We start from the raw sequence: 24,795 nt of genomic DNA on the forward strand, positions 1-24,795 counted from the left end.
CCGCCGCACCGGGCCGTCTTCCTCGTGCGAGCAGCGGAAGAATGGCTCGCAGGAAGAGGCAAGGAGCGTGCGATGACAGTCAGGCACACCGTTCTCGATTCGCCGCTGGGGGCGCTGACCCTCGTCGCCGAGGGCGACGCGCTGAGCGGCATCTACTTCGAGGGACACCAGCGGGGCCCTGCACCCGAGGCGCTCGGTCCGGGCGAGGAGCCCGACTGCGGGACCGACTGCGGGACCGACTGCGGGACCGACTGCGAGACCGGGTGCGGGACCGGCTGCGAGACGCACTTCGGGCAGGCACGGCGCCAGCTCGCGGAGTACTTCTCGGGCCGCAGAAGGCACTTCGACCTCCCGCTCGCTCCCCGGGGCGACTCTTTCCAGCAACGCGTGTGGAAGCTGCTGGAGCAGATCCCGTACGGCGAGACCCGCACGTACGGAGAGCTCGCGCGCGAGCTGGGCGACCCCGCCCTGGCACAGGCCGTCGGTGCGGCCAACGGCCGCAACCCGCTGAGCATCGTCGTCCCCTGCCACCGGGTGATCGGGGCGGACGGGCGGCTGACCGGGTACGCGGGCGGGCTGGGGCGCAAGCGATTCCTTCTCGACCTCGAGGAGTCGCATGCCGGTACGGGCCCGGGCCGCCTCTTCTGACCACCGGCCGGACCGTGCCCGCCGTGGACCTCACGTCCTCGGACCGTGCCTCGTTTACAGGGTGTGACCTTGAGACCTTTCGAGCAGATCGTGGCCGAGTACGGGCCGATGGTCCTCCGCGTGTGCCGGGCCGTGGTCGGGCCGGCGGACGCCGAGGACGCCTGGTCGGAGACGTTCCTCGCCGCGCTGAAGGCGTATCCGGCGCTCCCGGAGGACGCCCGGATCGAGGCCTGGCTCGTGACGATCGCGCACCGCAAGGCGATCGACGCCGCACGGGCCGGCTCCCGTCGTCCCGTCGCCGTCGGCCGGGTCCCCGAATCGGGCAGAGCGCTGCCCGGCGGACGGGCCCTGCACGACGGCGGGAACTCCCCGGACGACGGAACAGGCCCGGCGGCGGGGACCCTGCAGGACGCCGGCGAGTGGGACGCCGACCTGTGGAACGCCCTCAAGGCCCTGCCGCAGCGGCAGCGCGCGGCCGTCGCCTACCACTACCTGGCGGGGCTTCCCTACAAGGAGATCGCCGCCGTGACGGGCGGCACCACGGAAGCGGCACGCAGAGCCGCGGCCGACGGCATCAAGTCCCTGCGCAACAGCTACCCGCGCCGTTCCGAAGAGGACGAGAGAGGCGAGCGACGATGAAGCACACATCAGAGCCGGAGACCGGAGACCTCTTCGCGGGTCTCGCGGCCGGGGATTCCGCGGCCCAGGCGCGGCTGCACGCCCGTCTGGTCGAGGACGCCCGGCGCGAGGGCCTGCTCGACATCGCCTACCGCACGCTTCCCACCCCCGTGGGCACGCTTCTGCTGGCCGCGACGGACGAGGGCCTGCTCCGCGTCGCCTACGACAGCGCTCAGCACGGTGGTCACGCCGCCGTTCTGGGCGAGCTCGCGGAGCGCGTCAGCCCCCGCGTGCTGGAGGCCCCGCAGCGGCTGGCCGCGGCGGCACGGCAGATCGAGGAGTACTTCGAGGGACGGCGCACCCGCTTCGACCTCGCCCTGGACCTGCGGCTGGCGAAGGGCTTCCGGCGCGCGGTGATCGCGCAGCTCCCCGGCATCGGCTACGGCTTCACACGCAGCTACGCCGAGGTCGCGGCGGCGGCGGGCAGTCCGCGGGCGGTACGGGCAGTGGGCACCGCCTGTGCGACCAATCCGCTGCCGGTCGTGGTGCCGTGCCACAGGGTCGTCCGCTCGGACGGCTCGGCGGGGCAGTACGTCGGCGGGGCGGCGGCCAAGCAGACGCTTCTCCGCCTGGAGACTGCGGCCTGAAGCGGGCCACGCCGAGCAGGACTTCCCAGGCCGGCCGCGTGTCCCCGGTGGCCACGTGGCCCGCCGGGAGGGCGTACGCGCGGCCGCCCGCGTACGCGCGGCGGAGCGCAGGCCGGCGCCGGGCGCGGTGACCGGTCGTGCCGCTGCCGCATCGACCGCGCGCTGTGGGCACTCTGTGAGCAGCGGCCGCCGGATTCGCCGGCGCGCCGACAGGGCGCCCGGCCCGCCCCGTCCCGCACCGCAGAAGGAGCAGCCCGTCATGGCAGACACCTCCGCCCCTCAGGCAGCAGCGAAGGTCGCCGTCGTCACCGGCTCGGAGTCCGGCATCGGCAGGGCGACGGCGCTCGAACTGGCCCGCCGGGGCTACGACATCGGAGTCACCTGGTACGTGGACGAGGCCGAGGGCCGGGCCACCGCGGAACTGGTGCGCGGGTACGGACGGCGTGCGGAAGTACGTCCTCTGGACCTCTCGCGCCTGCCCGGCCCGGAGCAGGTCGTCGACGAGTTCGCCGACAGCTTCGGCAGGCTGGACGTCCTGGTCAACGCGGCGGGCATGAACCGGCCGGGGCCTTTCACGGACCTGTCCTACGAGGACTTCCGGGAGGTGATGTCGGTGGACCTCGAAGGCCCGTTCCTGCTCGGTCAGCGGGCCGCGCTGCGCATGATCGGACAGGGCGAGGGCGGCCGCATCGTCAACGTCACCTCCGTGCACGAGCACACGCCGCTGCCGTCCGCGGCGGCGTACAACACCGCGAAGCACGGGCTGGGCGGGCTGAGCAAGTCGATGGCCCTGGAGCTGGCCGGGCACGGCATCACCGTCAACGCCGTCGCGCCGGGCCTCGTCGCCACCGCCATGTCGGGCATGGCGGGCGTCGACGTCCGCACCGTCCACCGCCCGGCTCTGCCCGTCTCCCGTCCGGGGGATCCGCGCGAAGTCGCCTCGCTCATCGGGTGGCTCGCCTCGGAGGACGCGGCCTACACCACGGGCCAGTCGTACGTCGTCGACGGCGGTTTCACCATCGCCAACCCGCAGTTCACGACCAGCAACTTCGGCGCGGACGACTGACCCGCTGCCGCCCGCCGCGGATGCTGCCGCCACCGTCCGGTCTGCTCAGCCCGCCCGGCCCCGCTCGTCGACGATGCGGCGGATCTTGCCGACGGAGCGTTCCAGCGTCCCGGGGTCGACGATCTCGACGGCGACGCTCAGCCCGATGCCGTCCTTGACCGCCTCGGTGACCGCCGAGGCTGCCGCCGCACGCTCCGGACGGGCGGTCCCGGGACGGGCTTCGGCGCGTACGGTCATGTGGTCCAGCCGGGCGCGGGTCGAGAGGTGCAGCTGGAAGTGCGGCGCGACGCCTTCCGTACGCAGCAGGATCTCCTCGACCTGGCTGGGGAAGATGTTCACCCCACGCAGGATGATCATGTCGTCGCAGCGGCGCGTCACCTTCTCCATCCGCCGGAACGCCGGCCGTGCCGTGCCGGGCAGCAGCCGCGTCAGGTCGCGGGTGCGGTAGCGGATCACCGGCATCGCTTCCTTGGTGAGCGAGGTGAAGCACAACTCCCCCTCCTCGCCTTCCCCTTGGAGCTCGTCGGTGAGGGGGTCCACGACCTCGGGGTAGAAGTGGTCCTCCCAGATGTGCAGACCGTCCTTCGTCTCCACGCACTCCTGCGCCACGCCCGGCCCGATGACCTCGGAGAGGCCGTAGATGTCGACCGCGTGGATGCCGAACCGCTCCTCGATCTCGCCGCGCATCTCCTCCGTCCACGGCTCGGCTCCGAAGATGCCGGTCCTGAGCGAGGTGGAGCGCGGGTCGACGCCCTGCCGCTCGAACTCGTCCAGCAGGGTGAGCATGTAGGAGGGCGTGACCATGATGATCTCGGGTTCGAAGTCCTGGATGAGCTGCACCTGACGTGCGGTCATGCCGCCGGAGACGGGGATCACCGTGCACCCCGCACGCTCGGCGCCGTAGTGCGCGCCGAGCCCCCCGGTGAACAGCCCGTATCCGTAGGCGACATGGACCTTGTGGCCGGGCCTGCCGCCCGCCGCCCGAATGGCACGGGCGACCATGTCGGCCCACATGGAGATGTCGTTGTCGGTGTAACCCACCACCGTGGGACGGCCGGTGGTGCCGCTGGAGGCGTGGACGCGGCGCACGTCGGCCATCGGCACGGCGAACATCCCGAACGGGTAGGTCTCGCGCAGGTCCGCCTTCGTGGTGAACGGGAAGCGCGCCAGGTCCTCCAGGCTCCGGCAGTCCTCGGGCCGTACGCCCGCCTCGTCGAACTTCCTCCTGTACAGCTCGACTTCGCTGTAGGCGGTGCGCAAGGTGTGCTGCAGACGCCGGAGTTGCTGCGCTCGCAGCTCCTCGCGGTCGAGCCGCTCACCGGCGTCCCGCAGCCCGTCCGGGAGCGGATCCCCCGTACGGCGCGGCACGCCGCCGGACGACGGGGCACCGGCAGGCGCGGGAGAGGCAGGCGTTCCGGGCGTGGGGGGTGTGGCAGGGAGTTCGCTCGTCGTCATGAAGGCTCCTCCATGCCTCGGACGGTGCGGCTGCGGCCGCGGAATTCGGCTATGACGTCGCCGTCGCGCAGGACGGTCACGTCGTAGATCCCGCTGCGTCCGTAGCGGGTGCGTTCCTCGGCGACGGCCGTGAGCACGTCGCCCTCCGCGGCGGGTCTGACGAAGGCGATGTCGGCGCCGGAGGCGACGGTCACCGGGCCGTGGCTGTTGCAGGCACAGGCGAACGCGGTGTCGGCGAAGAGGAAGAGGTATCCGCCGTGGGCGATGCCGTGGCCGTTGACCATGGCCCTCGACACCGTCATCCGGAGCTTCGCGGCACCCTCCGCAGCCTCCAGCAACGTGATGCCCAGGGCCTGTGACGCCTGGTCCGCGGCGAACATCGTGTGCGCCGCCGACCCGTTGCTCATGGCTTGCGTCATACGTTCCACGCTCTCGTACGTCCCGGCGGGCGGCGGCCCCGGCCCCGGAGCAGGCCCCGGCGGAGAACCCCGACCGACCATTCGGTTCCCTTTGCGGCGGGTCCAGTAATCCAGCAACGGACCAGCGGTGTCAAGGGTTCGCAGCCACGACGTGACCTGCCGGTCCTCGCCGGGCGACGACCGTGCGGCACCTGTACGGGCGCGCCCCCGGTCTCACGAGGCAGTACGGCTAGCCGTCCCCGCCGCGGCGGGTCCCCGGAAGTGACCGGGCCAGCTCCGCCAGGTCCTCCGCGGTCCATGCGGGCTGCGACATCACGCGCGGGTAGTGGACGGAGCCCCGGCGCAGCCACGCGCCACGGAGCCCGGCACGCTGGGCTCCGTCGACGTCCCAGGGGTGCACGGCGACCATCACGGCCTCGCACGGGCGGACGTCCACACTGCGCACGGCGTAGTGGTAGGCCTCCGGCGCGGGCTTCCAGCGGCGGGGGCCGCTCACTCCGAGGATCGCGTCGAACTGGCCGCAAATTCCGGCGCGTTCGAGCAGCCCCACGGTCAGGGTGGGGTCGCCGTTCGTCATCGTCACCAGCCGGTGCCCGGCCTCCTTCAGGAGGCGTACCCCCTCCGGGACGTCCGGGTGGACCTCCAGCCGTGCCAGGCCGCCGAGGATGTGCGCGGCAGCTTCGTCCACGTCGCCCGTGCGGCCTCCTGTCTGCGCCAGGAGGGCCCGCAGGCCGTCACGTGCGAGGTCGGCGAAGTCCGCGTAGGTTCCCGCGGCGGTCAGCGCGAAGCCGTCCCGCAGTACGCCGGCGAACCAGGTGGGCATCAAGTCGCCCGGTGCTCCTGTCTCTTCGAAACGGCGGCGCAGCGGCGCGAAGTCGCTCAGCGTCTCGTTGACGTCGAGGACGACCGCCCGGAGGGCGGGGTCGCCCGGGTGGGCGGCACCGTGCCGGGACTCGGACTCACCGGAGGACATGGCCGCAGACACTACGCGTCTTCAGTGCCTCAGCAGCTTGTCGGGGGTGACCGGCAGGTCCCGCACGCGGACGCCCGTCGCGTTGTGCACGGCGTTGACGACGGCGGCCGGGCTGCCGACGATGCCGATCTCGCCGATGCCCTTGGCGCCCGTCGGGCCGGCGTGCGGGTCCGGTCCGTCCAGCCACGTGGCCTCGATGTCCAGGACGTCGGCACTGGTGGGGATGTGGTACTGGGCGAAGTCGTGGTTGACGACGTGCCCCGTGCCGTGGTCGAAGACGCTCTCCTCGAACAGGGCCATGGACATCCCCATGATCATGCCGCCGATGAACTGGGAGCGTGCGGTACGGGGGTTGATGATGCGCCCGGCGGAGAAGACGCCGAGCATGCGGGGCACGCGCACCTCGCCGGTGTCGGCGTGCACACGCGCCTCGGCGAACTGCGCCCCGAAGGAGTGCACGGCGTAGTGCTGCATGTCGGGGTTGCCGGGCATTCCGGAGCGGGTGCGTGCCCCGGGGGCCGGGTCCTCGCCGTGCTCGGCGCGGAACTCCCGTGCGGCGGCGACGATCGTGGAGCCCCACGCGGTGATGCCCGCCGAGCCGCCGGCGACGGTGGCGGCGGGCAGGGCGGTGTCGCCGATCTCCAGGTGCACGGCGTCGAAGGGACAGCCGAGGGCGTCGGCCGCGATCTGGGTGAGCGCCGTCCAGGTGCCCGTGCCCAGGTCGACGGCAGCGATGCGTACGGCATGACCTCCGTCGGCGGTCCGCTCGATCTCGGCGACGGACCCCGGTCCGCCGTAGACGGGATACGTGCTGCCGGCGACGCCCAGCCCGACGAGCCAGTCCCCCTCGCGGCGCGTGCCCGCCTCCGTGCGGGCGTCCCAGCCGAAGCGCCGGGCGCCGGTGCGCAGACATTCGACGAGGTGCCGGCCGGACCAGGGCAGGCCGCTCCGCGGATGGACCTCCGGCTCGTTCCGTACGCGCAGTTCGACGGGGTCGAGGCCGAGGACCAGGGCGAGTTCGTCCATGGCGGACTCGGCCGCGAACGCCCCGGGCGCCTCTCCCGGCGCCCGCATCCAGGAGGGGGCGGGCACGTCGAGGGCTGCGAGCCGGTGGCTGGTGCGGCGGTTGGGCGCGGCGTACATCATGCGGCTCTGCACAGCCGTCTGCTCGGCGAACTCCTTGAATTTCGCGGTCTGTTCGACGGCCTCGTGACAGATCGCGGTGAGCCGTCCCCCGGCGTCGGCGCCGAGCCGTACGCGCTGCACGGTGGGCGTGCGGTACCCCGTGAGGGAGAACATCTGCTGCCGTGTCAGCGCCAGTTTGGCCGGACGTCCGGGCACCGTCCTTGCGGCCAGCACGGCCAGCACGTTGTGCGGATGCGGAAGCCCCTTCGATCCGAAGCCGCCGCCCACGTGCGGCGAGATCACCCGCACCCGCTCCGGGGCGAGGGCGAACAGCTGGGCGAGGGTCGTGCGCACCCCGTACGGCCACTGGGTGGAGTCGTAGAGCGTCAGCCGTGGTTCGCCGCCGTCGCTCGCGCCTTCCCAGACGGCGACGCATGTGTGCGGCTCCATCGGGTTGTTGTGCTCCATCGGCGTGCTGTAGGTCTCGTCCACCGTGGCGTGCGCGGCTGCGAGCGCCGCGTCGACGTCGCCGTCTTCGGTGTCGGCCTCGTCGGCGGGGTTGATCTTCTCCGGGCGGTAGAGGTCGCGACGGCCGGTGTGCAACTGCGTGTCGTGCGGCTCCACTTCGTATACGACGTCGACGAGTGAGGCGGCATGCCGCGCCGTCTCGGGACTCCCGGCCAGGACCGCGCCGACGAACTGGCCCCGGAAGGCGACCTCGCCGGTCTGGAGCACGGCGAGCGAGCGGTCCGAGGCGTCGGCGAGCCGTGGGGCGTTGCCCGGAGTGAGCACCGCGGTGACTCCCTCGACGGCTTCCGCCCGACGGGTGTCGATGCTCACGACCCGGCCGCGGGCGACTGCCGCCTGCAGCGGATGGACGTACACCGGGTCGCGCAGTGTGTGTTCCCACGCGTAGGTCGCGGTGCCGGTCACCTTGGCCGGTCCGTCCAGCCGCACCGGCGAGGCCCCCATCACGCGGGGGCTCAGGGGCTCCAGGGGTTCGGTGGGCTGCACTGCCGCGCCGTCGGTGCGGGTCATCGCCCCTCCTCCGTGGTGAGTGCACGCAGCAGGGAGGCGAGCGTGTTGCGCGTCAGGGGGATCTTGAAGGCGTTGCCGGGTAGTGGCCGCGCCGACTGAAGTTCGGCTTCGGCCGCCTGCCGGAAGGAGTCCTCGGTCGCGGGGGCGCCGCGCAGCGCCTCCTCCGCTCGTGCCGCCCGCCACGGTCTGTGCGCGAGTCCGCCGAACGCGATGCGCGCCTCGCGTACGCGGCGTCCGTCTGTCTCCACCACTGCCGCGACGGAGACCAGCGCGAAGGCGTAGGACGCGCGGTCACGCACCTTGCGGTAGCCGGAGCGTGCTCCGGCGGGCAGCGGCGGCACCTCGACCGCGGTGATCAGTTCACCGTGTCCGAGTACGGTGTCGGCTTCGGGTGTGTCGCCCGGCAGCCGGTGGAACTCGCCGACAGGGACGCGCCGTTCACCGTCCTCGCCGAGCACCACGACCACGGCGTCGAGCGCGCGCACGGCGACCGCCATGTCCGAGGGGTGCACCGCGATGCAGTACTCCGAGGCACCCAGCACGGCGTGGTGTCTGTTCCAGCCGCCGATCGCCGCGCATCCGGAGCCCGGCTCCCGCTTGTTGCACGGTGTGGTCACGTCCTGGAAGTAGCCGCACCGGGTGCGCTGGAGCAGGTTCCCCGCCGTGGTCGCGGCGTTGCGCAACTGCCCCGACGCACCGGCCAGCAGCGCCTGCGAGAGCACCGGGAAGCGCCGGCGGACGAGGGGGTGTGCGGCGAGGTCGCTGTTGCGGACGGTGGCGCCGATGCGCAGGCCGCCGTCGGGCAGTTCCTCGACGTGGTCCAGTGGCAGACCGGTCACGTCGACGAGGAGCTCCGGTCCCGCCACGCCCAGCTTCATGTGGTCGACGAGGTTGGTGCCGCCTGCCAGGAAGGCCGCCTCGGGGCGTGCCATGACGGCCGCGACGGCGGCACCGGCGTCGACCGCGCGTGAGTAGTCGAAAGGTTTCACTGCCCGGCCACCGCCCGGATCGCATCGACGATGTTGCCGTACGCGCCGCAGCGGCACAGGTTCCCGCTCATCCGCTCCCGGATCTCCTCGTCGTCCAGCGGCACGGGACGGGGGAAGTCGCCGGAGCCGTCCCCGTCCGAGGTCACCGTGCTGGGGTGTCCGGCTGCGGCCTCGGCCAGCATGCCGACGGCCGAGCAGATCTGACCGGGCGTGCAGTAACCGCACTGGAAACCGTCGTGGTCGAGGAACGCCTGCTGGAGGGCGTGCAGCCGGCCGTCCGCCGCGGCGAGCCCCTCGGCGGTGACGACCTCTGCGCCGTCGTGGGCGACCGCGAAAGTCAGACAGCTGACCACGCGTCGGCCGTCGAGGAGCACGGTGCAGGAACCGCACTGCCCGTGGTCGCAGCCCTTCTTGGCCGAGGTGACGGCGAGGCGGTCGCGCAGGGCGTCGAGAAGTGTGGTGCGGGTGTCCACGGTCAGCGACCGGGGCTCGCCGTCCACGCGGAGGGTCAGGTGTGAATCCACCCCGCCCCAGTACCACGGGCCCTGCCGGGGGCAAACCTGATGCGGTGCACGTGCCGCCTGCGGACGCCGGCGGCGTGCGGCGCCCCGCCGGGCGCGGCAAGCTGTGCTCGGCGGCCGGTGCCGGGAGGCCGGAACACCACGGATTCGGACGGGCGGCCGGAAGCCCGACAGCGCGGAGGGACGGCACGAGATGTTCGAGGCAGGCGACATCCGCGAATGGCGTGACAGGGACGTGGTCGACCGCGGAGGCAGCAAGATCGGCACCCTGGAGGCGATCTACGTCGACACGCGCACCGACAAGCCCTTCTTCGCCACCCTCACCGTCGGCATGCCCACCCGCCGCCGTCTTGTCTTCGTGCCGCTGGTCGGAGCGACCGTCGGCCCCTCCTATCTGCGGGTCGCCCACCCCAAGAGCGACGTGCGCTCGGCTCCGTCGATCGAGACCGACGGCGAGCTGCCCGCCGAGGCGGAGGAAGCCGTCTTCGCGCACTACGAAATGGACTACGAGACCGGTGCCGGCGGGGAGCGCCGGCTGGCCCGGCGCTGACTCCCTGCGCTGCCTCACCCGCCGCGCGGATCGGGCGGACGGGGCCCGGGCACGCCGGTTGCCTCTCGTGCTGCGACCGGAAGGCGCACGGAAGGCGCACCGGCGCGCGACGCCCGGCCACAGCACTAGAGTCGGGACATGGCTGCAGAGGGAGGGTCCGTACGGATCGACAGCTGGATCTGGTCCGTACGGCTCACGAAGACCCGTTCGATGGCCGCCTCGGCGTGCCGCGCCGGTCATGTGCGGATCAACGGGGAACGCGTCAAACCCGCGCACCCGGTGCGCACCGGCGACCAGGTGCGCCTGTTCCACGCGGGACGCGAACGCGTGGTGGTCGTCTCCCGTCTGGTGCGCAAACGCGTGGGAGCACCCGTGGCCCTGGAGTGCTACACGGACCACAGCCCGCCGCCACCGCCCCGCGAGGCCGTCGCTCCGGCCGGGGTGCGGGACCGGGGTGCGGGGCGTCCGACGAAGCGGGACCGGCGGGAGATGGAGCGGCTGCGCGGCCTCCACGAGGGCGGGCCGCCGAGGTGAGCCGCACGGGCGCCCGCCCCTGAACGGACCTCAGCCCGCCCGCAGTTCGCGGTCCACGGCCCGCAGCATCGTCAGCAGCATCCGGTTGAGCGGCACGTCGATGCCGTGCCGCTCGGCGGCCCGCACGACCGCGCCGGTGATGTGCTCGTGCTCCAGGGGGCGCCCCGCCAGCCGGTCGTAGAGCATGGACGTTCCCCCGTCGGGCGGCACCGAGGTGTTCTGCCGCAGCGCTCGCTGCGCGTCCGCCTCGCTCACGTCGGCGCCCTCCGCCTGCGCGACGGCGACGCCTTCGCGCAGGATCTCCTCGGCGAGCACACGCATCTCCGGGTCGCCGAGGATGTGCATGCGCTGCTTCAGGATCGCGGTCAGCGGATTGGCCGCGACGTTCGTGAAGAGCTTGCGCCACGCGGCCGTACGGAAGTCGGCGACCGTACGGACCTTCAGACGGCTGCCGTCCAGAAGCCGCTCGAACCGGTCTCCCGTGGGCCCTTCCGGCACGTGCAGTTCGCTGGAGAAGTGGTGCACGATCCGTCCGGGTGCGACCCGCTCGACGGCCATGTAGGCGAGCGTCGGCAGCAACTCCGTGCCCTCCGGCAGCAGGGGCTGTACCCGTTCGGCGTGGTCGACGCCGTTCTGGATGACGGCGACGACGGTGCCGGGACCGCACAGCCCGCGGAGCCACCCTGCCGCGCCTCCGGTGTCCTGGACCTTCGTCGTCAGGAACACCCAGTCGGCGTACGGGACTTCCTCGGGGGCCGTCGCGAAGCGCAGGTCGGGACGGAGCTCCTCCCCGTCCGTCTCCATGGACAGCTCGTCGAGAGGTGACCGCAGGCAGAGGGTGACGTCGTGACCGGCCTCGCGAGCGAAGACGGCCGTCAGGCCGCCGACCGCGCCGGCGCCGATCACCGCTATGTGCGCGGGTGAATCTGTCGAACGCATACGGGCGATCGTATGCGGCCGCTGCCGGGCGACCGGCCCGGGGCTCCCATTACCGCAAAAACGACATATCGGGTGTTACGCATAGAGCTCTCTGCCGGTTATCACAAGCGGGACGAGGTTCGGCCATGTACGTGCTGCCTGCAGCTCCGAGCGCACCGGTCACAGACCGCCTCAGACGCCTCCCCTACTACGGGCCGGGGCCGTCCGGGCGTCCGCTGCTCCACCTCGGGCTGGTCGCCGCCGCCTACACACTGGTCCAGCTCCTCCTCGTCCTTCCGGGGACCGGGCTCGGCTGGGACGAGACGGTCTACGTCAGCCAGGTCGACGGCCCCTCCCCCGCAGCCTTCTTCAGCGCACCGCGCGCCCGCGGCATCTCCTACCTGGTGGCTCCGGTGGCCGCCTTCACCTCCTCCACCACCGTGCTGCGCGTCTTCCTCGCCGTCCTGTCCGGCGCGGGGCTCCTCGCCGCGCTGTGGGTCTGGCGCCGGCTGCTGCCCGTACCCGTGCTCGCGTGGGGCGGTGCTCTCTTCTCCGGCCTGTGGATCAGCCTCTTCTACGGGCCCCAGGCCATGCCGAACCTGTGGTGCGGCTTCGGCGCGCTGGCCGCGGTGGGCTGCTTCCTGCGGTGCGTGCGGTACTCGCGCGACCGGGCGGCCCTCGCGGGGCTCGTGATCTCCGTCGGCACGGTGGCGGTGATGCGTCCGCCGGACGCCGCCTGGCTGGTGCTGGCGCTGGGCGGCGCGGCGCTCGTGGTGCGGGACTGGCGCCGTCCGGCGGTCCTCGGGGGGCTGCCGGCCGGAGCCCTGGCAGGGGCCGCACCCTGGCTCGTGGAGGCGTTCACCTCCTACGGCGGTCTCTTCACGCGGCTGCACCGCGCGAGCGAGATCCAGGGCGGCATGGGCTGGAACATCGCCATCGGGGACCACGTACGCGCCCTGCAGGGGCGGATGCTCTGCCGCCCCTGCGACATGGCGTGGGAACAGCCGCAGACGGCGCTGTGGTGGTTCGCGGTACCGCTGCTGGCCGCGGCCGGCATCACGGCGGCCGTCCGGGCGGGCCGACGGGACACGGCCGTACTGGCCTCCGTGACCGCGGTGGTGCTCGCCCTGCCGTACCTCTTCCTGATGGGTTACGCCGCGCCGCGCTTCCTCCTGCCCTCCTACGCGCTCCTCGCGCTCCCCGTGGGCGAGTGCGTACGGCGTTCCTTCGCCGAGCGGCCCGACGGCCGCCGGCCCCTCGTGCTGATCGCCCTTCCGGCACTTCTGCTGGGCTGTCACCTGGGCGTGCAGTACCAGGTGCTCAACGCCGTACTGGAACGCAACCACAAGGTCACGAGGCAGATGACGGAAGCCGCCGCCACGATGCACAGGCTCGGCCTGCGGACCCCCTGCACACTGACCGGGCCGCTCGCCGTGCCCATGAGCCACTACGCGGGCTGCTCGTCCCGGCAGTCACGCGGCCACGACGTCAGCATCACCGGCGACGGACTGCGTGCCCTCGCAGCGCGGCGCGAGGCGATGGCCGTCACCGTGCGGCACAGCGACCCGCCGCGCTGGGCACGCGGGTGGCCGTCGGCACCGCTGCGCGAGCTGCCCGGCTACCGGGTGTACGTGTCGCCCCACGGTGACCGGGCCGCGGGGCAGGGCTGACCCGGCCGGGCGACCACCCGGGCCGCCGGCCACCGGTGGGCCGACCCGGTGCCTGCCGGGTGACGTGCGGGCCGACCTGGTGTGACGCGGCCGCCGGTGCTGTTTGGTCCGCGGCGGCCGAGGCACTCATCGTCTGTGTGGCTGCTGAGACCGCCCGGGGTGTACGCCCCGCAGGGCGACACGGATCTGCTGCTCGGGGCACTCAGGCGCACGGGCGTGCCCCGTGGGTCACGCATGCTCGACATCTGCACGGGGACCGGCCTCGTCGCTCTCGTCGGAGCCCGCATGGGCGCCACCGACGTGCACGCCGTGGATCTGTCCGCGCGGGCCGCGCTGGCGGCACGCTGGAACGCCAGGCTGCGGCGACTGCCGGTCACAGTGCACCGGGGCGACTTCCTCGACCGGCCCACCGGCCGCTTCGACGTGATCACAGCCAATCCCCCGTACGTCCCGTGCCCGGACCGGGACCACGGCCTGCCGATGGCGGCGCGCGGTGCACGTGCCTGGAACGCGGGCGAGGACGGACGGGAGTGCCTGGACCGGCTGTGCGCGGCGGCTCCCCGGCTGCTGGCACCCGGCGGCGTGATGCTGATCGTGCACTCCGCGCTCAGCGGCCCGTACCGCACGCTCGGACAGTTGCGGGAAGGCGGCCTGAAGGCGGCGGTCGTCCGTCGGAGCCGCAAACCGTTCGGACCCGTGCTGCGCGGGAGGGCGGCCTGGCTGGAGGAGCGGGGACTGATCGAACCGGGACAGCGGGAAGAGGAGTTGGTGGTCGTACGTGCCGATCTCGCACCGCGCGGAGGATGAGCGCCCCGGTCCGGCAGGGGACGCAGGTTCGGGACGGGCGCCGGAGACGGAAGGGGCCGGGGGCGTGGCAGGCGCCCGGCAGACAGGACGGGCCGGGGACGGTGAGCGCCCTGCGCGGCGGGTGGTGATCGACCCCGCCGGTCCCGTCCTGGTCGAGGGCCCCGTCGAGGTCGACCTGGGGGACGGCCGTACGGTCACGTCCGACCGCTTCATGGTCGCCCTGTGCGCCTGCCGTCGCAGCCGCAGCCATCCCTGGTGCGACACGAGCCACCGGCGCCGGTCGCGGCCCGCGCGGGAACAGACGGCGCGTACGGAGACGGGCACGGAGCCGGGTACGGAGACGGGCGCGGAGCCGGACGGCGGGTGACCGGACAGGGGCCGGCGGGACAGAGGCCAGGGGCAGGGTCCGACGGGACAGAGGCCGGGGCAGGGGCCGGCGGGACAGAGGCCAGGGACAGGGGTCAGCGGGGCGATTCGAGAGTTCGGGGCAGGGAGGAACGGGCCGCAGGCCCGCACGCGGCTTCAGGAGGGCAACGGGGAGCGCAGTGAGCTGCGGCCCTCGTCCCAGGCGCTGCCGATGTGCTGTGCGAGACGGTCCTCCAGCAACCCGGTCGCCTGGACTCCCAGGACGATGTCCGCCGCGAGGTGCGGATCGCTCTCCAGCAGGCCGCCCACCACGTCCCGTCGCATCACCTGTTCGTGGACGGCGTCGGCCTCGATGTGCTCGCTGTAGAAGAAGACGCAGTCCGGATGCGCACCCATCTGCTCCAGCGCCTGCACCATCCGGCGGGCGCTGGGGGCCGTCGTGGTCTCCGCGGCGGCGAAGTGCCCCACGAGTGCGCCCCGCAGACCGCGGTGCAGCCCGAACAGCGACATCATGTTGACCACCGCGATCGCGGGTGCGGGAACACCGTCCAGGTAGTGCAGGTATCCGGTGTCCAGCTCCGCCCCGGCGAGCAGGTCCGCGTAGAGCCGGGCGTGCACCCGCTCCTCCCGGCCCCCTCCGAACTCGTCGTACTCGACGGCGACGAGCGACGCCTTGGCCCGGCCGTGCAGCCGCGGCACGACCCAGACGTGCGGGTCGGCCTCCTTGTGGTGGTAGACCGAGCGGTGCACGAGGTACTCCCGCATCTGCCACCACTCCCCCTGCTCGGCCAGGCGGCGGGAGAGCCCGGCACCGCCGGCGGGTTCCACCAGCAGCGCGTCCAGCTCCGCCGCGGCATCGTCGCCACCTGCGGAATGCGCACGCAGCCCCTCCAGGAAGAGCTGTTCCAGCTGGCCGCGCAGCCGCAGCAGCCCGGGGTCCCACTCCCATGCGGAGTCCACGCCCCGCAGCCCTCTGTAGTGCAGCTCGTAGCACAGGTGGAGCGTCAGCTGGACGTCCTCGCCGAAGGGGTCGTCGACGGGGACGGGGGGCCAGCGGCACGCCACGCCCGGCCGGAGACGGAGGGCGCCGAGAACCGCCGCGGAGAGGGGGCCCCGTGGCTGTGGCAGCGGCGCCGCACCCTCGTCCGACGCCACGCGCGGTGATGCGGCCGGGCCGGTCATGAGGTCCTCCGAGTCGTGTCGGGCCGGGGCGCTGCGGGAGCGGTCCGCAGGGCGGTGGCTGAACCCGGGAGCTGGAACGCGGGCGTACTCACGGTCTCCCGCGCGAGATGGTCCACGACGGCACGCAGGTCCCGGCGAGGGGCGGATGCTGCGGCGTCCCGCTGCCGTTCCGCCCCTGTCCCGTGCTTCACGACGGCTGCCAGGAGCCGTCGTACACGGTCCAGGTCGCCGCTCTCGTCGAGCGCCGGCGCGACGTACGCGAGCAGTTCGTGCACGAGCGTGAGCGGAGCCGCCTTCCGCTCCAGCCGCGGATGTACGCCCGGTCCGCGCAGTCCGTGGCGGGACGCCGACCACACGGCGGCGGCGGCGACCTCATCGGCCACGGGGACCGCCTCCCGGCCCTCCTCGAGCGCCGCGAGAGCGGTGCGTACCAGGGCGCGCGAGAGCGCCGCCTGCAGTACGGCCTCGTCGACGGTGGCGGCGGCGTCCGCCGCGCGGATCTCCACCGTGGGGAAGCACGGCGAGGGCCGTGCCAGGGAGAAGCTCTGCCGGACGTCGGCCAGGGCGCCGCAGTCGACCAGACGCTCCAGCTGCGCGTCGTAGGCGGCGGGAGAGGGCTGGTGCGGGGGGACTCCGGCCCCGGGGAAACGGGACTGCAGCACCATGCGCCAGCTGCCGTAGCCGGTGTCGCGGCCGTCGTGGAAGGGCGAGTTGACGGAGAGGGCGAGCAGGGAGGGCAGCCACGGACGCAGGTGGTTGACGACTGCAACGGCCGTCCCGCGGTCAGGGACGCCGACGTGGACGTGGCAGCCGCACGCCTCGTAGTCGGCGACGACGCCCTCGTAGATGCGCGAGATGTGCTCGTAGCGCGGGCCCTCGCTCAGCGCAGCGTACGGGCCTGCGAGCACGGGAGTTCCGGTCGCCACCGGCCGCAGCCCCGTACGCTGCGCCGCTGCCGCCAGCCGCTGCCGGCCCGCGTGAAGCTGGTCCGCCAGTTCGTCGAGGCCGGTGCAGACGCCGGAGGTCACCTCGGCCTGGCACGCGAGCAGTTCCCGCTTGAGCTGCGTGCCGCCCGGCAGGGGCGCACCAGTGGCCGCGTCGTCCAGGACGTCCGCCGCGCAGGCCACGGGCCTGCCGGTCTCCCCGTCGACGAGCAGGAACTCCTCCTCGACGCCCACGGTGAGGGGCCCGTGCCCCGGCGGCGACGGGACGGCGCCCGCCGCACGCGCTTCCGCCGCTGCGGCGGGCGCTGCGGTCACGGGAGCTGCGTCAGCCATCGGACCCTCCTGACGTGCGGCGGTGGCTCCTGACGTGCGGCGGTGGGTGGGCGGACGGGCCGAGGACGGAGTGCCCTCGGCCCAGGGGGGTAAACGGCACCGTCCGTCCCGGGCCGACGGCCGGGACGAGCCGCCGGACCGGGACGGGACGGGACGGGCCGGGCAGGGCGGGAGACCGAACCGGGAGACCAGGCGGGAACCGGCGCGGCAGCGCACCTTCCGGTTCACCGACAGCCTCCGCGCCACCGCCCTCGCCACCGGCGTCCTGACGGCGTGAGTCCCGGGGCGCTCGTCGGGGCCCGGGACTCGCTAGAGGAAGTCGCGCGGTACGCGCTCGTTCCAGGTGCGCGAGAAGACCCGCCGGTCCCCTTCGTACCCGTCGAGCGTGGCGTGCAGCAGGAACTCCGTGTCGGTGGAGGTCAGCACGGTACGGGTCTCGGTACGGACGTCCCACTCGTCACGCGAGAAGGCCATCGTCCAGGCCGACTCTCCGCGCGCCGACTCGAAGTCGTCGGCGACGGAGTCGTAGCGCTCGCACGCCTTGCGGTGCACGTCGAGGTCGATGTCCTCGAAGTGGACCGTTCCGGCGTCCTTGAGGATCTCCAGGGCGGACCCGTAGCCGACGAGGTCCCGCTTCACCTCCCAGCGCGAGTCGACCGGAGTCCTGTAGGTGACCTCGATGGGCGGCGTGCCCTCGGGCTCCTCGAAGGGTTTGCTGCGCATCTCCCCCTCCTCGGAGGCCGGACGCACCGGCAGCGTCAGCGTGCTGCCGCCCGCGTACACGGTCAGCAGCACGGGCTTCGGCGGAGGCCACGCCAGCGGCCAGTACGACGTGGAGAGGGACAGCCGGATGCGGTGGCCCGGCGGGAACGCCTGCCCCACGCCGTTGAGCTGCACGGTGGCGCGGTAGCGGCGGCCCGGCTCCAGCGGTTCCGGTTCGTCGGTGCCGTCCCGGCGGGTGAGGTTCAGCAGGCCGTACGTCACCCGTGTCGCCCTGCCGTCGGGCGCCACGTCGGACAGGCGGGCCGCCACCATCGCCACCGGCTCGCTCACGGAGAACTCGAGCTCCACCGAGGGCGTGCCCAGGATCTCCACCCGTTCGGTCAGGGCCTCGGTGTCGAAGACGAGCGAGCCGCCGTCCTCCTCGCGCTGGTCGTAGGGGAGGTCGGGCGGTGCGCTGTAGGAGGCCCACTTGCCGGCGAACTGGCCGACGGACAGAGGCGACTGCACCGTCAGCTCCTCGTCACCGACTGTCGCGCCGGGCTCGTTGACGGTGTGCCTGCTCAAGGGACGGGAGACACGCTCGATGTACGGGGAGGGCCAGGTCCGCTCACCCACCCAGCGTCCGGGGCGCTCCTCGTAGGACGTCGAAGGCGGCACGCTCTCCTGCATCCAGGTCCGCAGCATGGGACCGTCCATCGCTCCGTTGTCCTCGTCCTTGAGCCAGTGGTCCCACCACCGGACCACCTCCTGGAGGTAGCCGATGGCCGGACCGGGCTGCCCGAGGTGCGGGAACTTGTGCGACCACGGCCCGATCAGGCCCTTGCGGGGCACGTCCAGATTCGCCAGCAGCCGCGTGACGGCGTTCGAGTAGCCGTCGGCCCACCCGCTGGAGGCGAGGACGGGGCACTGCACGCTCGCGTAGTCCTCACAGACCGAGGCGTGCCGCCAGTAGTCGTCGCGGCGCTGGTGACGGAGCCACTCGAGCGCCCAGGGCCGGGTGTTCTCCAGGCGCTCGAACCACATGTCGCGCCACCGCTCCCCCACCAGCGCCGGGTCGGGCGGACACGTGGAGTAGGCGAACATCGTGCCCGCCTCCGCCAGGTTGTCGGAGAGCAGACAGCCGCCCATGTAATGCATGTCGTCGGCGTACCGGTCGTCCGTGAAGGAGGCGATCACGACGGCCTCCAGGTTGGGCGGCCTGCGTGCGGCCACCTGGAGTGCGCTGAAGGCGCCCCAGGAGATGCCCATCATCCCGATGCGCCCGTTGCACCACGGCTGCTCGGCGATCCACGCGAGGACGTCCTCCGCGTCGGACTGCTCCTGCTCCAGGTATTCGTCCGCGAGTACGCCCTCGGACTCGCCCGTGCCGCGCAGGTCGACGCGTACACAGGCGTAGCCGTGACCCGCGATGTAGGGGTGGTGCATGGAGTCGCGCACGGCCGTCAGGTCGCGCTTGCGGTAGGGGATGTACTCCAGCACCGCCGGTACCGGCTCCTCGTGCGAGGTCACCGGGCGCCAGACGCGCGCAGCGAGGCGTGTGCCGTCGGAGACCGGGATGCGGACGTGCTCCTCTTCCTCGGTCTTGTGGGGCAAGTTGGTCACGAAGCGCATGACCTGCATGCTCCTTTGCTGATGGTGTCTCGTCGGGCTGCGTCACCGGCCGGCGGTGGGGTCCTCGACCTCGAAGGGCAGTGCCGCCAGAGCGCGGTCGTGCTTCTCGCGCATCTCGTCCTCACTGTCGGCGCCGACGAAGATGTGCGCGAGTTCGTAGCTGTAGCTGTCCTGGCCGGGCATCTCGGATAGCTGCCGGCCTTCGGACGGGACCACGTCGATCTTCACGCCGGGGATGTCCCGCTCGACCTGCTCGAGCTCCTCGCGGGTGGGGACGCGCTTGACGATCCCGTCGGTGAACCACCGGTGGTACCACTTGGCGGCCACCGCGTACTCGCCGTGCATGGGCGTGAGCCCGGGGTCCTCCCCGAGCGCCAGGCTGATCATGGCGTGGTGGTTGGAGACGCCGTCGACGTACTCGAACAGCTCCGCGTGCGACTGGGAGTGCCGCGGGTTGATCTCCAGCAGATTGATCTCGTCGTGGGCGGCGTCGTAGAAGAACTCGACGCTGAAGGTGGCGTTGTCCATGCCGACCTGCTCGATCACCCGCTTCGAGACGTCCTTGAGCCGCCGCTGTACGGGCTCGGGCAGGGCCGAGGGGTACTGGTGCCGCATGAAGCTGGAGCTGTCCGGAAAGTTGATGGAGTCCAGCGCGCCGTAGACCGTGATCCTGCCCTCGTGCACGTAGCCCTCGACCGCTGCCTGCACGCCGGTGAGGGACGCCTCGGCGAGGCAGGCCTGGCCGCCGGCGCCGGCGATCTCCTCGGGGAGATCCAGTTGCTCCAGGACGTACTCGAAGGGCCGTCCGATGCGGTGGATTCCCTCGCGGATCTCCTTGACGGCGTCCTGGAACTCCTTCTCGTCGTCCACTCCGAAGGCCAGCTCCGACGAGAAGGACTTCACCGGCTTCAGCCACATCGGGAAGCTCATGCCCTCGGGCGGCTGCGGGTTCTCCTCCTCCAGGGAGACGAGCCCGAAGCGGGGGTGCTCCTTGATGACCTTCGACTGCTCCAGCCGGCTCCAGTACTTGTGCTCGCACTTGACGACCGACTCCAGGCTTGCGCTGCGCAGCCCGTACTCCCCGCACAGGATCGGCACGATGGTGCTCACCGGGAAGTCCCAGTAGCCGACGATGGCGTCGATGCTGCCGTCGAAGGCGTCGAGCTGCGCCCGTGCCTTCTCCAGCAGGTCGGGGATCGAGACCTCCCCGACCTGCAGCTCTCCGACATCCAGGAGGGGATGGAAGGCGTAGCGTTCCGCGTTCGGGACCTCGCGCAGGACCGTCAGGTTCGCTTCGTCCATCCCGAGGACGAAGATGTTCTTGCGGCTCACCCGTGTCTCCTTACCGACGTGACTGGTCCGTACGGGTCCACTGCGGTACCCGTGCGCCGGTCTTCGAACCTCACGCACAGGTGATCCCGGTCTCCCGGGGCCGCAAGGTGTCCGGATCCCTGCGACGGGGCACATGGACGTTCCGGCAGGAACCCGTACATGACGGACCGACCGCGGAGCCGCTCCGGACTTCCGCGGGCATCCGGCCGTCGTGCCCGGCCGGGCTCGTTCGGCCTGTTCGGCCCGTTCGGCCCGTTCGGCCCGGCCCCAAGGAGGCGACCATGAAGGACCGACTGCCGCACGGCGCCGCCGAGATCCACTTCGTCGGCAACGCCACGCTGCTGCTGCGCTACGGGCCGGTCACGCTGCTGACCGACCCGAATCTCCTGCACCGCGGCCAGCTCGCGCACCTCGGGTACGGGCTCCTCACGCGCCGCCTGACCGAGCCGGCGCTGCCGCCGGGCGGGCTTCCGGCCGGTCTCGACGCCGTGGTGCTCTCGCATCTGCACGGCGACCACTGGGACCGTGCCGCCCGCCGTCGCCTGGACCCCGGCCTGCCGGTCCTCACGACACCGCACGCCTCGCGCCGTCTGCAGGGACTCCAGGGCTTCCACCGCGCGACGGGGCTGGCCACCTGGCAGAGCCACGACCTGTTCAAGGAGGGATTCCGGGTCCGCGTCACGGCGGTGCCCGGCAGGCACGCGGGCTCAGCCGCGCTGCGGCGGCTGCTGCCGCCCGTCATGGGAAGCATCGTGGAGTTCGCCGGCCCCGGCGGGGAGATCAGCCTGCGGATCTACCTCTCGGGCGACACCCTGCCGTTCGCCGGCCTGCGTGAGATCACCGAGCGCTTCCCGGACATCCATCTGGGCGTCTTCCACCTGGGCGGGACGAGGCTCCCGGGCGGCTTCGTGGTGACGATGGACGGACGGCAGGGTGGGGACCTGCTGGACATCGTCGATCCGGCGCTCGTCCTGCCCGTCCACTACGACGACTACACCGTGATGAAGTCGCCGCTGAGCGACTTCGTCGCCGAGGCCCGGCGGCGCGGCTTCGGCTCCCGGCTGGTGCACTGTCCGCGGGGCGCGAGCTTCGTGGCGGGACCGGGCCCGCAGGTGACGGAGACTCGGCGTACGGCTGCGCCGTCGGCCGTCGGAGGGAGCTGACGGCAGGAACGGGCCCGACAGTCTCCCGGCTGGTCGTCGAGTCGTCGGGATCTCCGGGACACACAGCACAGGAGCGGTCCGGCAGCCTTTTCGACTGCCGGACCGCTCCTGTGCGTTCTCCGCTCGGGCGTTACGCCGCCTTGCGGCCCCGCGCGGCGCTGTCCACCGGGCGGTAGCCCGGGCCCGCCGCCGGCACGGCCGTCCGGCGCCGTCCGGTCTGGCGACGCGGCCGTCCGCCGCCCGCACCGCGCCCGGCGCCGCCCGCGCCCCGGGTCGCGGTGCCGCTTCCGCCTCCGCGGCTGCGGTTTCCGCCACGTCCGCGGGGCTGGGCCGCCTCGGGTGCGGCGACGGTCACGGGCACACCCGACGGCTCGCGCGCCCCGGTGAGGCGTACGAGGTCCGCGTCCCGCGAGGCAGCGGTCATCGTCTGCGCGCTGATGCCGACGGCCGTCATGAGCCGGTTCATCTCCCGCCGCTCCTCGGGGAGGACGAGGGTGAGCACGCTTCCCGAAGCGCCCGCGCGGGCGGTGCGTCCGCCGCGGTGCAGGTAGTCCTTGTGGTCGGTGGGCGGGTCGACGTTCACGACGAGGTCGAGGTCGTCGATGTGGATGCCGCGCGCCGCCACGTTGGTGGCCACCAGAACGGTGACATGACCGGTCTTGAAGTGTTCGAGGGCACGGTTGCGCTGCGACTGCGACTTGCCGCCGTGCAGCGCCGCCGCCCGTACGCCGTTGCGCAGCAGGTCCTTCGTCAGACGGTCCACGGAGCGCTTGGTGTCGCGGAACATCAGCACCCGTCCGTCGCGGGCGGCGATCCGCGTGGCGGTGTCGACCTTGTCGGTGCTCGCCACGTGGACGACGTGGTGGTCCATCTCGGTGACGGCACCCGCGGAGGCGTCGACGGAGTGGACGACCGGGTCGGTCAGGAACATCCGCACGAGCCGGTCGACCTCGCGGTCGAGCGTGGCGGAGAAGAGCATGCGCTGGCCGTCACCCGGAACCTGCTTGAGCAGGCCGGTGACCTGCGGAAGGAAGCCCATGTCGGCCATCTGGTCGGCCTCGTCGAGCACCGAGATCCGCACGTCCTCCAGGCTGCAGTCGCCCCGGTCGATGAGGTCCTTCAGCCGCCCCGGAGTGGCGACGAGCACCTCGGCGCCGCTGCGCAGCGCGTTGGTCTGCCGGGAGATCGCCATGCCGCCGACGACCGTCGCGAGCCGCAGCTGCAGCGGACGGGCGTACGGGGCGAGCGCGTCGGTGACCTGCTGGGCGAGTTCCCTGGTGGGGACCAGGACGAGCGCCAGCGGCTTGCGCTGCTCGGCACGCCGGGAAGCGGTACGGGCCAGCAGCGCGAGGCCGAAGGCGAGGGTCTTGCCCGACCCGGTGCGTCCGCGGCCCAGAACGTCCCGTCCGGCGAGTGAATTGGGCAGTGTCGCCCCCTGGATGGGGAACGGCACGGTGACGCCCTGCTGCGTGAGCGCCGCCAACAGCGGCGCGGGCATGTCGAGTTCGGCGAAGGCGCTGACCGGCGGCAGGGCGGGAGTGGTGCTGACCGGCAGCGCGAACTCCTTGGGCGGGCCTGCCGGCTGGCGCTTGGGGGCGGTGCTGCGGGGGCGGCCGGAGCGCTGCCGGTTGTTGCGGCGCGGGCCGCCGCTGCGCTCGGAGGTACGGCCAGCAGAACCGGTGGTGTTGCGGATGGGGCGATTCACTCAGTGGGAACCTTCCTCGGGTCGGCACGCGTCGAGGAGGGCTCCGGAGCGGCAGGGCCGCACGGAGAACCACAGGAACGAGCCGGCAATTCAGAACTGGGATCCGAGCGCGAACCGGGGCCCGCACCACGCAGGTGCGGGCCCCGGCTCACAGTGCTCGGTGCTCAGGCAGGAGTGATGTTCTCCGCCTGCGGGCCCTTCTGGCCCTGAGTGACGTCGAAGTTCACCTTCTGGCCCTCGTGGAGCTCACGGTAGCCCTGGGCTGCGATGTTCGAGTAGTGGGCGAAGACGTCCGCGCCGCCGCCCTCCTGCTCGATGAAGCCGAAGCCCTTTTCCGAGTTGAACCACTTAACGGTGCCAGATGCCATGCGATCTCCTTCAAAGGCAAAAGCTGAAGTCCCACACTGCGCGGGACCCCGTCGCCGCTATGACCCCATCCAGGAAGACCGGGAAAATCCAGGAAGACCGGAAAACAGAAATGCGCCTGAGGTCACAACCTTCAGGCGCACACAAGTTTATGGGTACCAAAACTGCAACGCCTTCAACGTAGCACACTCCGGACCCGCGTGACGCACATCCACGTCAGTGATGCGGGTCATGGCCGGGAACCGTGCCGTCCGGTTTTGCGACCAGCAGCAGTCCTGCCATGCCCATGTCGGAATGGCTCTGTACGTGGCAGTGGTACATCCACGCACCGGCGCCCGCTTCCTCGCCGGCGATGATCTGGAAGCCGAACGAGTCGGCCGGGCCCGTGATCTTGTTGTCGATGACCCGGCTCGGATCGCCGGGGCCCTCCAGCAGCCCCGTGCGGTTGTCGGCCCAGCGGTGACCGTGCACGTGGAACGTGTGGTAGTACTCACCGTGCGTGATCATGATGATCTCGACCCGGTCGTTCACGGTGACCTTGAAGTCCGGGCCCTCGGGCAGGTTGTTGATCGTCATGTCGTTGAAGACGATGGTGAGTTGCTCGTCCGGCAGGATGTCGCCCTCCCTGCGCACGACGAGCGGTCCGTAGAGCCCCGCGCGGATTCCCCCGGTACCGTGCTCGGTTCCCACGATGTGGTCGTGGTAGTGCCAGTAACCGGCGCTGCCTGCCCGGTACGTCCCGTCCTTCCGCCTGCCCGGGGCGTGGGTGCGCCAGGTGTAGGTGCGCCTGCCGCCCGGCTCCACGACGCTGTCGTTCATCTTCGTGCCGTCGTTGGCCCGGTCGTAGTCCACGCCGTGCGGGTGGAGGCTGACGGCGACATCGGTGGTGTTCTCGAACTCGACGTGCAGGGTGTCGCCTTCGACGAGCTCGATGAGGGGGCCGGGTACCGCCGCCTTGCCCTTCTCCAGGCCGTAGCCGATCCGGTCGTCCCCCAGCCTCTCCGCGTAGAGCTTCATGTGGCGCACCTCGCCGCCGGCTCCGGCGCGTCGCGGGGCGGCCGCCGACGCGCGGGCGGGCGCGGCAGCGGCAAG

Annotated in this window: 25 protein-coding genes; 11 read left to right on the forward strand and 14 right to left on the reverse strand. The window is 72.2% G+C overall.

The window, feature by feature from the left end; genetic code table 11:
• Positions 1-72 precede the first annotated feature (72 nt).
• The 4 genes from ACFPA8_RS20585 to ACFPA8_RS20600 all read left to right on the forward strand — a co-directional run bounded on the left by ACFPA8_RS20585 (position 73) and on the right by ACFPA8_RS20600 (position 2,979).
• Entirely contained in the window at positions 73-648 is a 576-nt protein-coding gene (locus ACFPA8_RS20585; RefSeq protein ID WP_386450653.1) for a methylated-DNA--[protein]-cysteine S-methyltransferase, read from the forward strand.
• Between the two features lie 63 nt (positions 649-711).
• Positions 712-1,287 carry an RNA polymerase sigma factor gene (locus tag ACFPA8_RS20590; protein WP_417801324.1) on the forward strand — a complete coding sequence of 192 codons (576 nt, stop codon included), beginning with the start codon at positions 712-714 and terminating at the stop codon, positions 1,285-1,287.
• Positions 1,284-1,913 (forward strand): methylated-DNA--[protein]-cysteine S-methyltransferase, encoded by a 630-nt coding sequence (locus tag ACFPA8_RS20595; RefSeq protein ID WP_386450657.1) that lies wholly within the window; start codon positions 1,284-1,286, stop codon positions 1,911-1,913. Before ACFPA8_RS20590 ends, ACFPA8_RS20595 begins: the two co-directional genes overlap by 4 nt.
• A 259-nt stretch (positions 1,914-2,172) precedes the next feature.
• Positions 2,173-2,979, forward strand: coding sequence for an SDR family oxidoreductase (locus ACFPA8_RS20600; protein ID WP_386450659.1), 807 nt, complete (start codon positions 2,173-2,175; stop codon positions 2,977-2,979).
• A gap of 45 nt (positions 2,980-3,024) precedes the next feature.
• On the opposite strand, the gene paaK is transcribed toward ACFPA8_RS20600, so the two are convergent.
• From paaK to ACFPA8_RS20630, 6 genes are all read right to left on the reverse strand, one after another.
• Positions 3,025-4,434: a phenylacetate--CoA ligase PaaK gene (paaK, locus tag ACFPA8_RS20605; RefSeq protein ID WP_386450661.1), complete on the reverse strand. Its 1,410-nt coding sequence runs from the start codon at positions 4,432-4,434 to the stop codon at positions 3,025-3,027.
• The gene (paaI, locus tag ACFPA8_RS20610; protein WP_386450663.1) at positions 4,431-4,853 is read right to left on the reverse strand and encodes a hydroxyphenylacetyl-CoA thioesterase PaaI; all 423 of its coding nucleotides are present in this window, start codon (positions 4,851-4,853) and stop codon (positions 4,431-4,433) included. Before paaI ends, paaK begins: the two co-directional genes overlap by 4 nt.
• A 229-nt stretch (positions 4,854-5,082) precedes the next feature.
• Entirely contained in the window at positions 5,083-5,826 is a 744-nt protein-coding gene (locus tag ACFPA8_RS20615) for a haloacid dehalogenase type II (protein ID WP_386450665.1), read from the reverse strand.
• Positions 5,827-5,847: 21 nt separating this feature from the next.
• Positions 5,848-7,989 carry a xanthine dehydrogenase family protein molybdopterin-binding subunit gene (locus tag ACFPA8_RS20620; RefSeq protein ID WP_386450667.1) on the reverse strand — a complete coding sequence of 714 codons (2,142 nt, stop codon included), beginning with the start codon at positions 7,987-7,989 and terminating at the stop codon, positions 5,848-5,850.
• Positions 7,986-8,978 carry an FAD binding domain-containing protein gene (locus tag ACFPA8_RS20625; protein WP_386450669.1) on the reverse strand — a complete coding sequence of 331 codons (993 nt, stop codon included), beginning with the start codon at positions 8,976-8,978 and terminating at the stop codon, positions 7,986-7,988. The genes ACFPA8_RS20620 and ACFPA8_RS20625 overlap by 4 nt, the downstream gene beginning before the upstream one ends.
• Positions 8,975-9,502, reverse strand: coding sequence for a (2Fe-2S)-binding protein (locus ACFPA8_RS20630; RefSeq protein ID WP_386450671.1), 528 nt, complete (start codon positions 9,500-9,502; stop codon positions 8,975-8,977). Before ACFPA8_RS20630 ends, ACFPA8_RS20625 begins: the two co-directional genes overlap by 4 nt.
• Positions 9,503-9,692: 190 nt before the next feature.
• On the opposite strand from ACFPA8_RS20630, the gene ACFPA8_RS20635 reads away from it, so the two are divergent.
• Both ACFPA8_RS20635 and ACFPA8_RS20640 read left to right on the forward strand, forming a co-directional pair.
• Positions 9,693-10,049, forward strand: coding sequence for a PRC-barrel domain-containing protein (locus tag ACFPA8_RS20635; protein ID WP_386450673.1), 357 nt, complete (start codon positions 9,693-9,695; stop codon positions 10,047-10,049).
• Between the two features lie 138 nt (positions 10,050-10,187).
• Positions 10,188-10,583: an RNA-binding S4 domain-containing protein gene (locus ACFPA8_RS20640; protein ID WP_386450675.1), complete on the forward strand. Its 396-nt coding sequence runs from the start codon at positions 10,188-10,190 to the stop codon at positions 10,581-10,583.
• Positions 10,584-10,613: 30 nt separating this feature from the next.
• Here the strand turns inward: ACFPA8_RS20640 and ACFPA8_RS20645 are convergent, their stop codons facing one another.
• Positions 10,614-11,522 carry a 2-dehydropantoate 2-reductase gene (locus tag ACFPA8_RS20645; protein ID WP_386450677.1) on the reverse strand — a complete coding sequence of 303 codons (909 nt, stop codon included), beginning with the start codon at positions 11,520-11,522 and terminating at the stop codon, positions 10,614-10,616.
• 125 nt (positions 11,523-11,647) lie between these two features.
• On the opposite strand from ACFPA8_RS20645, the gene ACFPA8_RS20650 reads away from it, so the two are divergent.
• From ACFPA8_RS20650 to ACFPA8_RS20660, 3 genes are all read left to right on the forward strand, one after another.
• Entirely contained in the window at positions 11,648-13,171 is a 1,524-nt protein-coding gene (locus ACFPA8_RS20650) for a hypothetical protein (RefSeq protein WP_386450679.1), read from the forward strand.
• A 135-nt stretch (positions 13,172-13,306) separates the two neighbouring features.
• Complete coding sequence (locus ACFPA8_RS20655) at positions 13,307-13,978, forward strand: HemK2/MTQ2 family protein methyltransferase (RefSeq protein ID WP_386450681.1); 672 nt, start codon at positions 13,307-13,309, stop codon at positions 13,976-13,978.
• Between the two features lie 64 nt (positions 13,979-14,042).
• Positions 14,043-14,345, forward strand: a complete 303-nt coding sequence (locus ACFPA8_RS20660; protein ID WP_386450683.1) for a CDGSH iron-sulfur domain-containing protein — start codon at positions 14,043-14,045, stop codon at positions 14,343-14,345.
• Positions 14,346-14,500: 155 nt separating this feature from the next.
• Here ACFPA8_RS20660 and ACFPA8_RS20665 read toward each other — a convergent pair whose 3' ends face one another.
• Together ACFPA8_RS20665 and ACFPA8_RS20670 are read right to left on the reverse strand one after the other, a co-directional pair.
• Positions 14,501-15,526: an iron-containing redox enzyme family protein gene (locus tag ACFPA8_RS20665; RefSeq protein WP_386450685.1), complete on the reverse strand. Its 1,026-nt coding sequence runs from the start codon at positions 15,524-15,526 to the stop codon at positions 14,501-14,503.
• A complete protein-coding gene (locus ACFPA8_RS20670; protein WP_386450687.1) occupies positions 15,523-16,803 on the reverse strand; it encodes a carboxylate-amine ligase in 1,281 nt (426 codons plus the stop codon). Before ACFPA8_RS20670 ends, ACFPA8_RS20665 begins: the two co-directional genes overlap by 4 nt.
• Positions 16,804-16,825: 22 nt before the next feature.
• On the opposite strand from ACFPA8_RS20670, the gene ACFPA8_RS20675 reads away from it, so the two are divergent.
• Positions 16,826-17,080 carry a hypothetical protein gene (locus tag ACFPA8_RS20675; RefSeq protein ID WP_386450689.1) on the forward strand — a complete coding sequence of 85 codons (255 nt, stop codon included), beginning with the start codon at positions 16,826-16,828 and terminating at the stop codon, positions 17,078-17,080.
• A 32-nt stretch (positions 17,081-17,112) separates the two neighbouring features.
• Here ACFPA8_RS20675 and ACFPA8_RS20680 read toward each other — a convergent pair whose 3' ends face one another.
• Both ACFPA8_RS20680 and ACFPA8_RS20685 read right to left on the reverse strand, forming a co-directional pair.
• Positions 17,113-19,137 carry a CocE/NonD family hydrolase gene (locus ACFPA8_RS20680; RefSeq protein WP_386450691.1) on the reverse strand — a complete coding sequence of 675 codons (2,025 nt, stop codon included), beginning with the start codon at positions 19,135-19,137 and terminating at the stop codon, positions 17,113-17,115.
• Positions 19,138-19,179: 42 nt separating this feature from the next.
• The gene (locus tag ACFPA8_RS20685; protein WP_386450693.1) at positions 19,180-20,469 is read right to left on the reverse strand and encodes an ATP-grasp domain-containing protein; all 1,290 of its coding nucleotides are present in this window, start codon (positions 20,467-20,469) and stop codon (positions 19,180-19,182) included.
• Positions 20,470-20,750: 281 nt separating this feature from the next.
• Between ACFPA8_RS20685 and ACFPA8_RS20690 the strand changes: the two genes are divergently transcribed.
• On the forward strand, positions 20,751-21,632 hold the full coding sequence (locus tag ACFPA8_RS20690; RefSeq protein WP_386450695.1) for an MBL fold metallo-hydrolase: 882 nt from the start codon (positions 20,751-20,753) through the stop codon (positions 21,630-21,632).
• A gap of 130 nt (positions 21,633-21,762) precedes the next feature.
• Here ACFPA8_RS20690 and ACFPA8_RS20695 read toward each other — a convergent pair whose 3' ends face one another.
• The 3 genes from ACFPA8_RS20695 to ACFPA8_RS20705 all read right to left on the reverse strand — a co-directional run.
• Positions 21,763-23,337 (reverse strand): DEAD/DEAH box helicase, encoded by a 1,575-nt coding sequence (locus ACFPA8_RS20695; protein WP_386450697.1) that lies wholly within the window; start codon positions 23,335-23,337, stop codon positions 21,763-21,765.
• A 164-nt stretch (positions 23,338-23,501) separates the two neighbouring features.
• Entirely contained in the window at positions 23,502-23,705 is a 204-nt protein-coding gene (locus ACFPA8_RS20700) for a cold-shock protein (protein ID WP_028434629.1), read from the reverse strand.
• A gap of 214 nt (positions 23,706-23,919) precedes the next feature.
• Positions 23,920-24,795: multicopper oxidase domain-containing protein (locus tag ACFPA8_RS20705; RefSeq protein WP_386450699.1), on the reverse strand; the 876-nt coding region annotated here is incomplete at its 5' end.

Source organism: Streptomyces ovatisporus (assembly GCF_042653885.1).
In the GTDB taxonomy this organism is placed as follows: Bacteria; Actinomycetota; Actinomycetes; order Streptomycetales; family Streptomycetaceae; genus Streptomyces; species Streptomyces ovatisporus.

Coding starts and splice junctions, on each gene's coding strand:
- ACFPA8_RS20585 (WP_386450653.1), top strand. CDS start 73: ATGACAGTCAGGCACACCGTTCTCGATTCGCCGCTGGGGGCGCTGACC.
- ACFPA8_RS20595 (WP_386450657.1), top strand. CDS start 1,284: ATGAAGCACACATCAGAGCCGGAGACCGGAGACCTCTTCGCGGGTCTC.
- ACFPA8_RS20600 (WP_386450659.1), top strand. CDS start 2,173: ATGGCAGACACCTCCGCCCCTCAGGCAGCAGCGAAGGTCGCCGTCGTC.
- paaK (WP_386450661.1), bottom strand. CDS start 4,434: ATGACGACGAGCGAACTCCCTGCCACACCCCCCACGCCCGGAACGCCT.
- paaI (WP_386450663.1), bottom strand. CDS start 4,853: ATGACGCAAGCCATGAGCAACGGGTCGGCGGCGCACACGATGTTCGCC.
- ACFPA8_RS20615 (WP_386450665.1), bottom strand. CDS start 5,826: ATGTCCTCCGGTGAGTCCGAGTCCCGGCACGGTGCCGCCCACCCGGGC.
- ACFPA8_RS20620 (WP_386450667.1), bottom strand. CDS start 7,989: ATGACCCGCACCGACGGCGCGGCAGTGCAGCCCACCGAACCCCTGGAG.
- ACFPA8_RS20635 (WP_386450673.1), top strand. CDS start 9,693: ATGTTCGAGGCAGGCGACATCCGCGAATGGCGTGACAGGGACGTGGTC.
- ACFPA8_RS20640 (WP_386450675.1), top strand. CDS start 10,188: ATGGCTGCAGAGGGAGGGTCCGTACGGATCGACAGCTGGATCTGGTCC.
- ACFPA8_RS20645 (WP_386450677.1), bottom strand. CDS start 11,522: ATGCGTTCGACAGATTCACCCGCGCACATAGCGGTGATCGGCGCCGGC.
- ACFPA8_RS20650 (WP_386450679.1), top strand. CDS start 11,648: ATGTACGTGCTGCCTGCAGCTCCGAGCGCACCGGTCACAGACCGCCTC.
- ACFPA8_RS20665 (WP_386450685.1), bottom strand. CDS start 15,526: ATGACCGGCCCGGCCGCATCACCGCGCGTGGCGTCGGACGAGGGTGCG.
- ACFPA8_RS20670 (WP_386450687.1), bottom strand. CDS start 16,803: ATGGCTGACGCAGCTCCCGTGACCGCAGCGCCCGCCGCAGCGGCGGAA.
- ACFPA8_RS20680 (WP_386450691.1), bottom strand. CDS start 19,137: ATGCGCTTCGTGACCAACTTGCCCCACAAGACCGAGGAAGAGGAGCAC.
- ACFPA8_RS20690 (WP_386450695.1), top strand. CDS start 20,751: ATGAAGGACCGACTGCCGCACGGCGCCGCCGAGATCCACTTCGTCGGC.
- ACFPA8_RS20700 (WP_028434629.1), bottom strand. CDS start 23,705: ATGGCATCTGGCACCGTTAAGTGGTTCAACTCGGAAAAGGGCTTCGGC.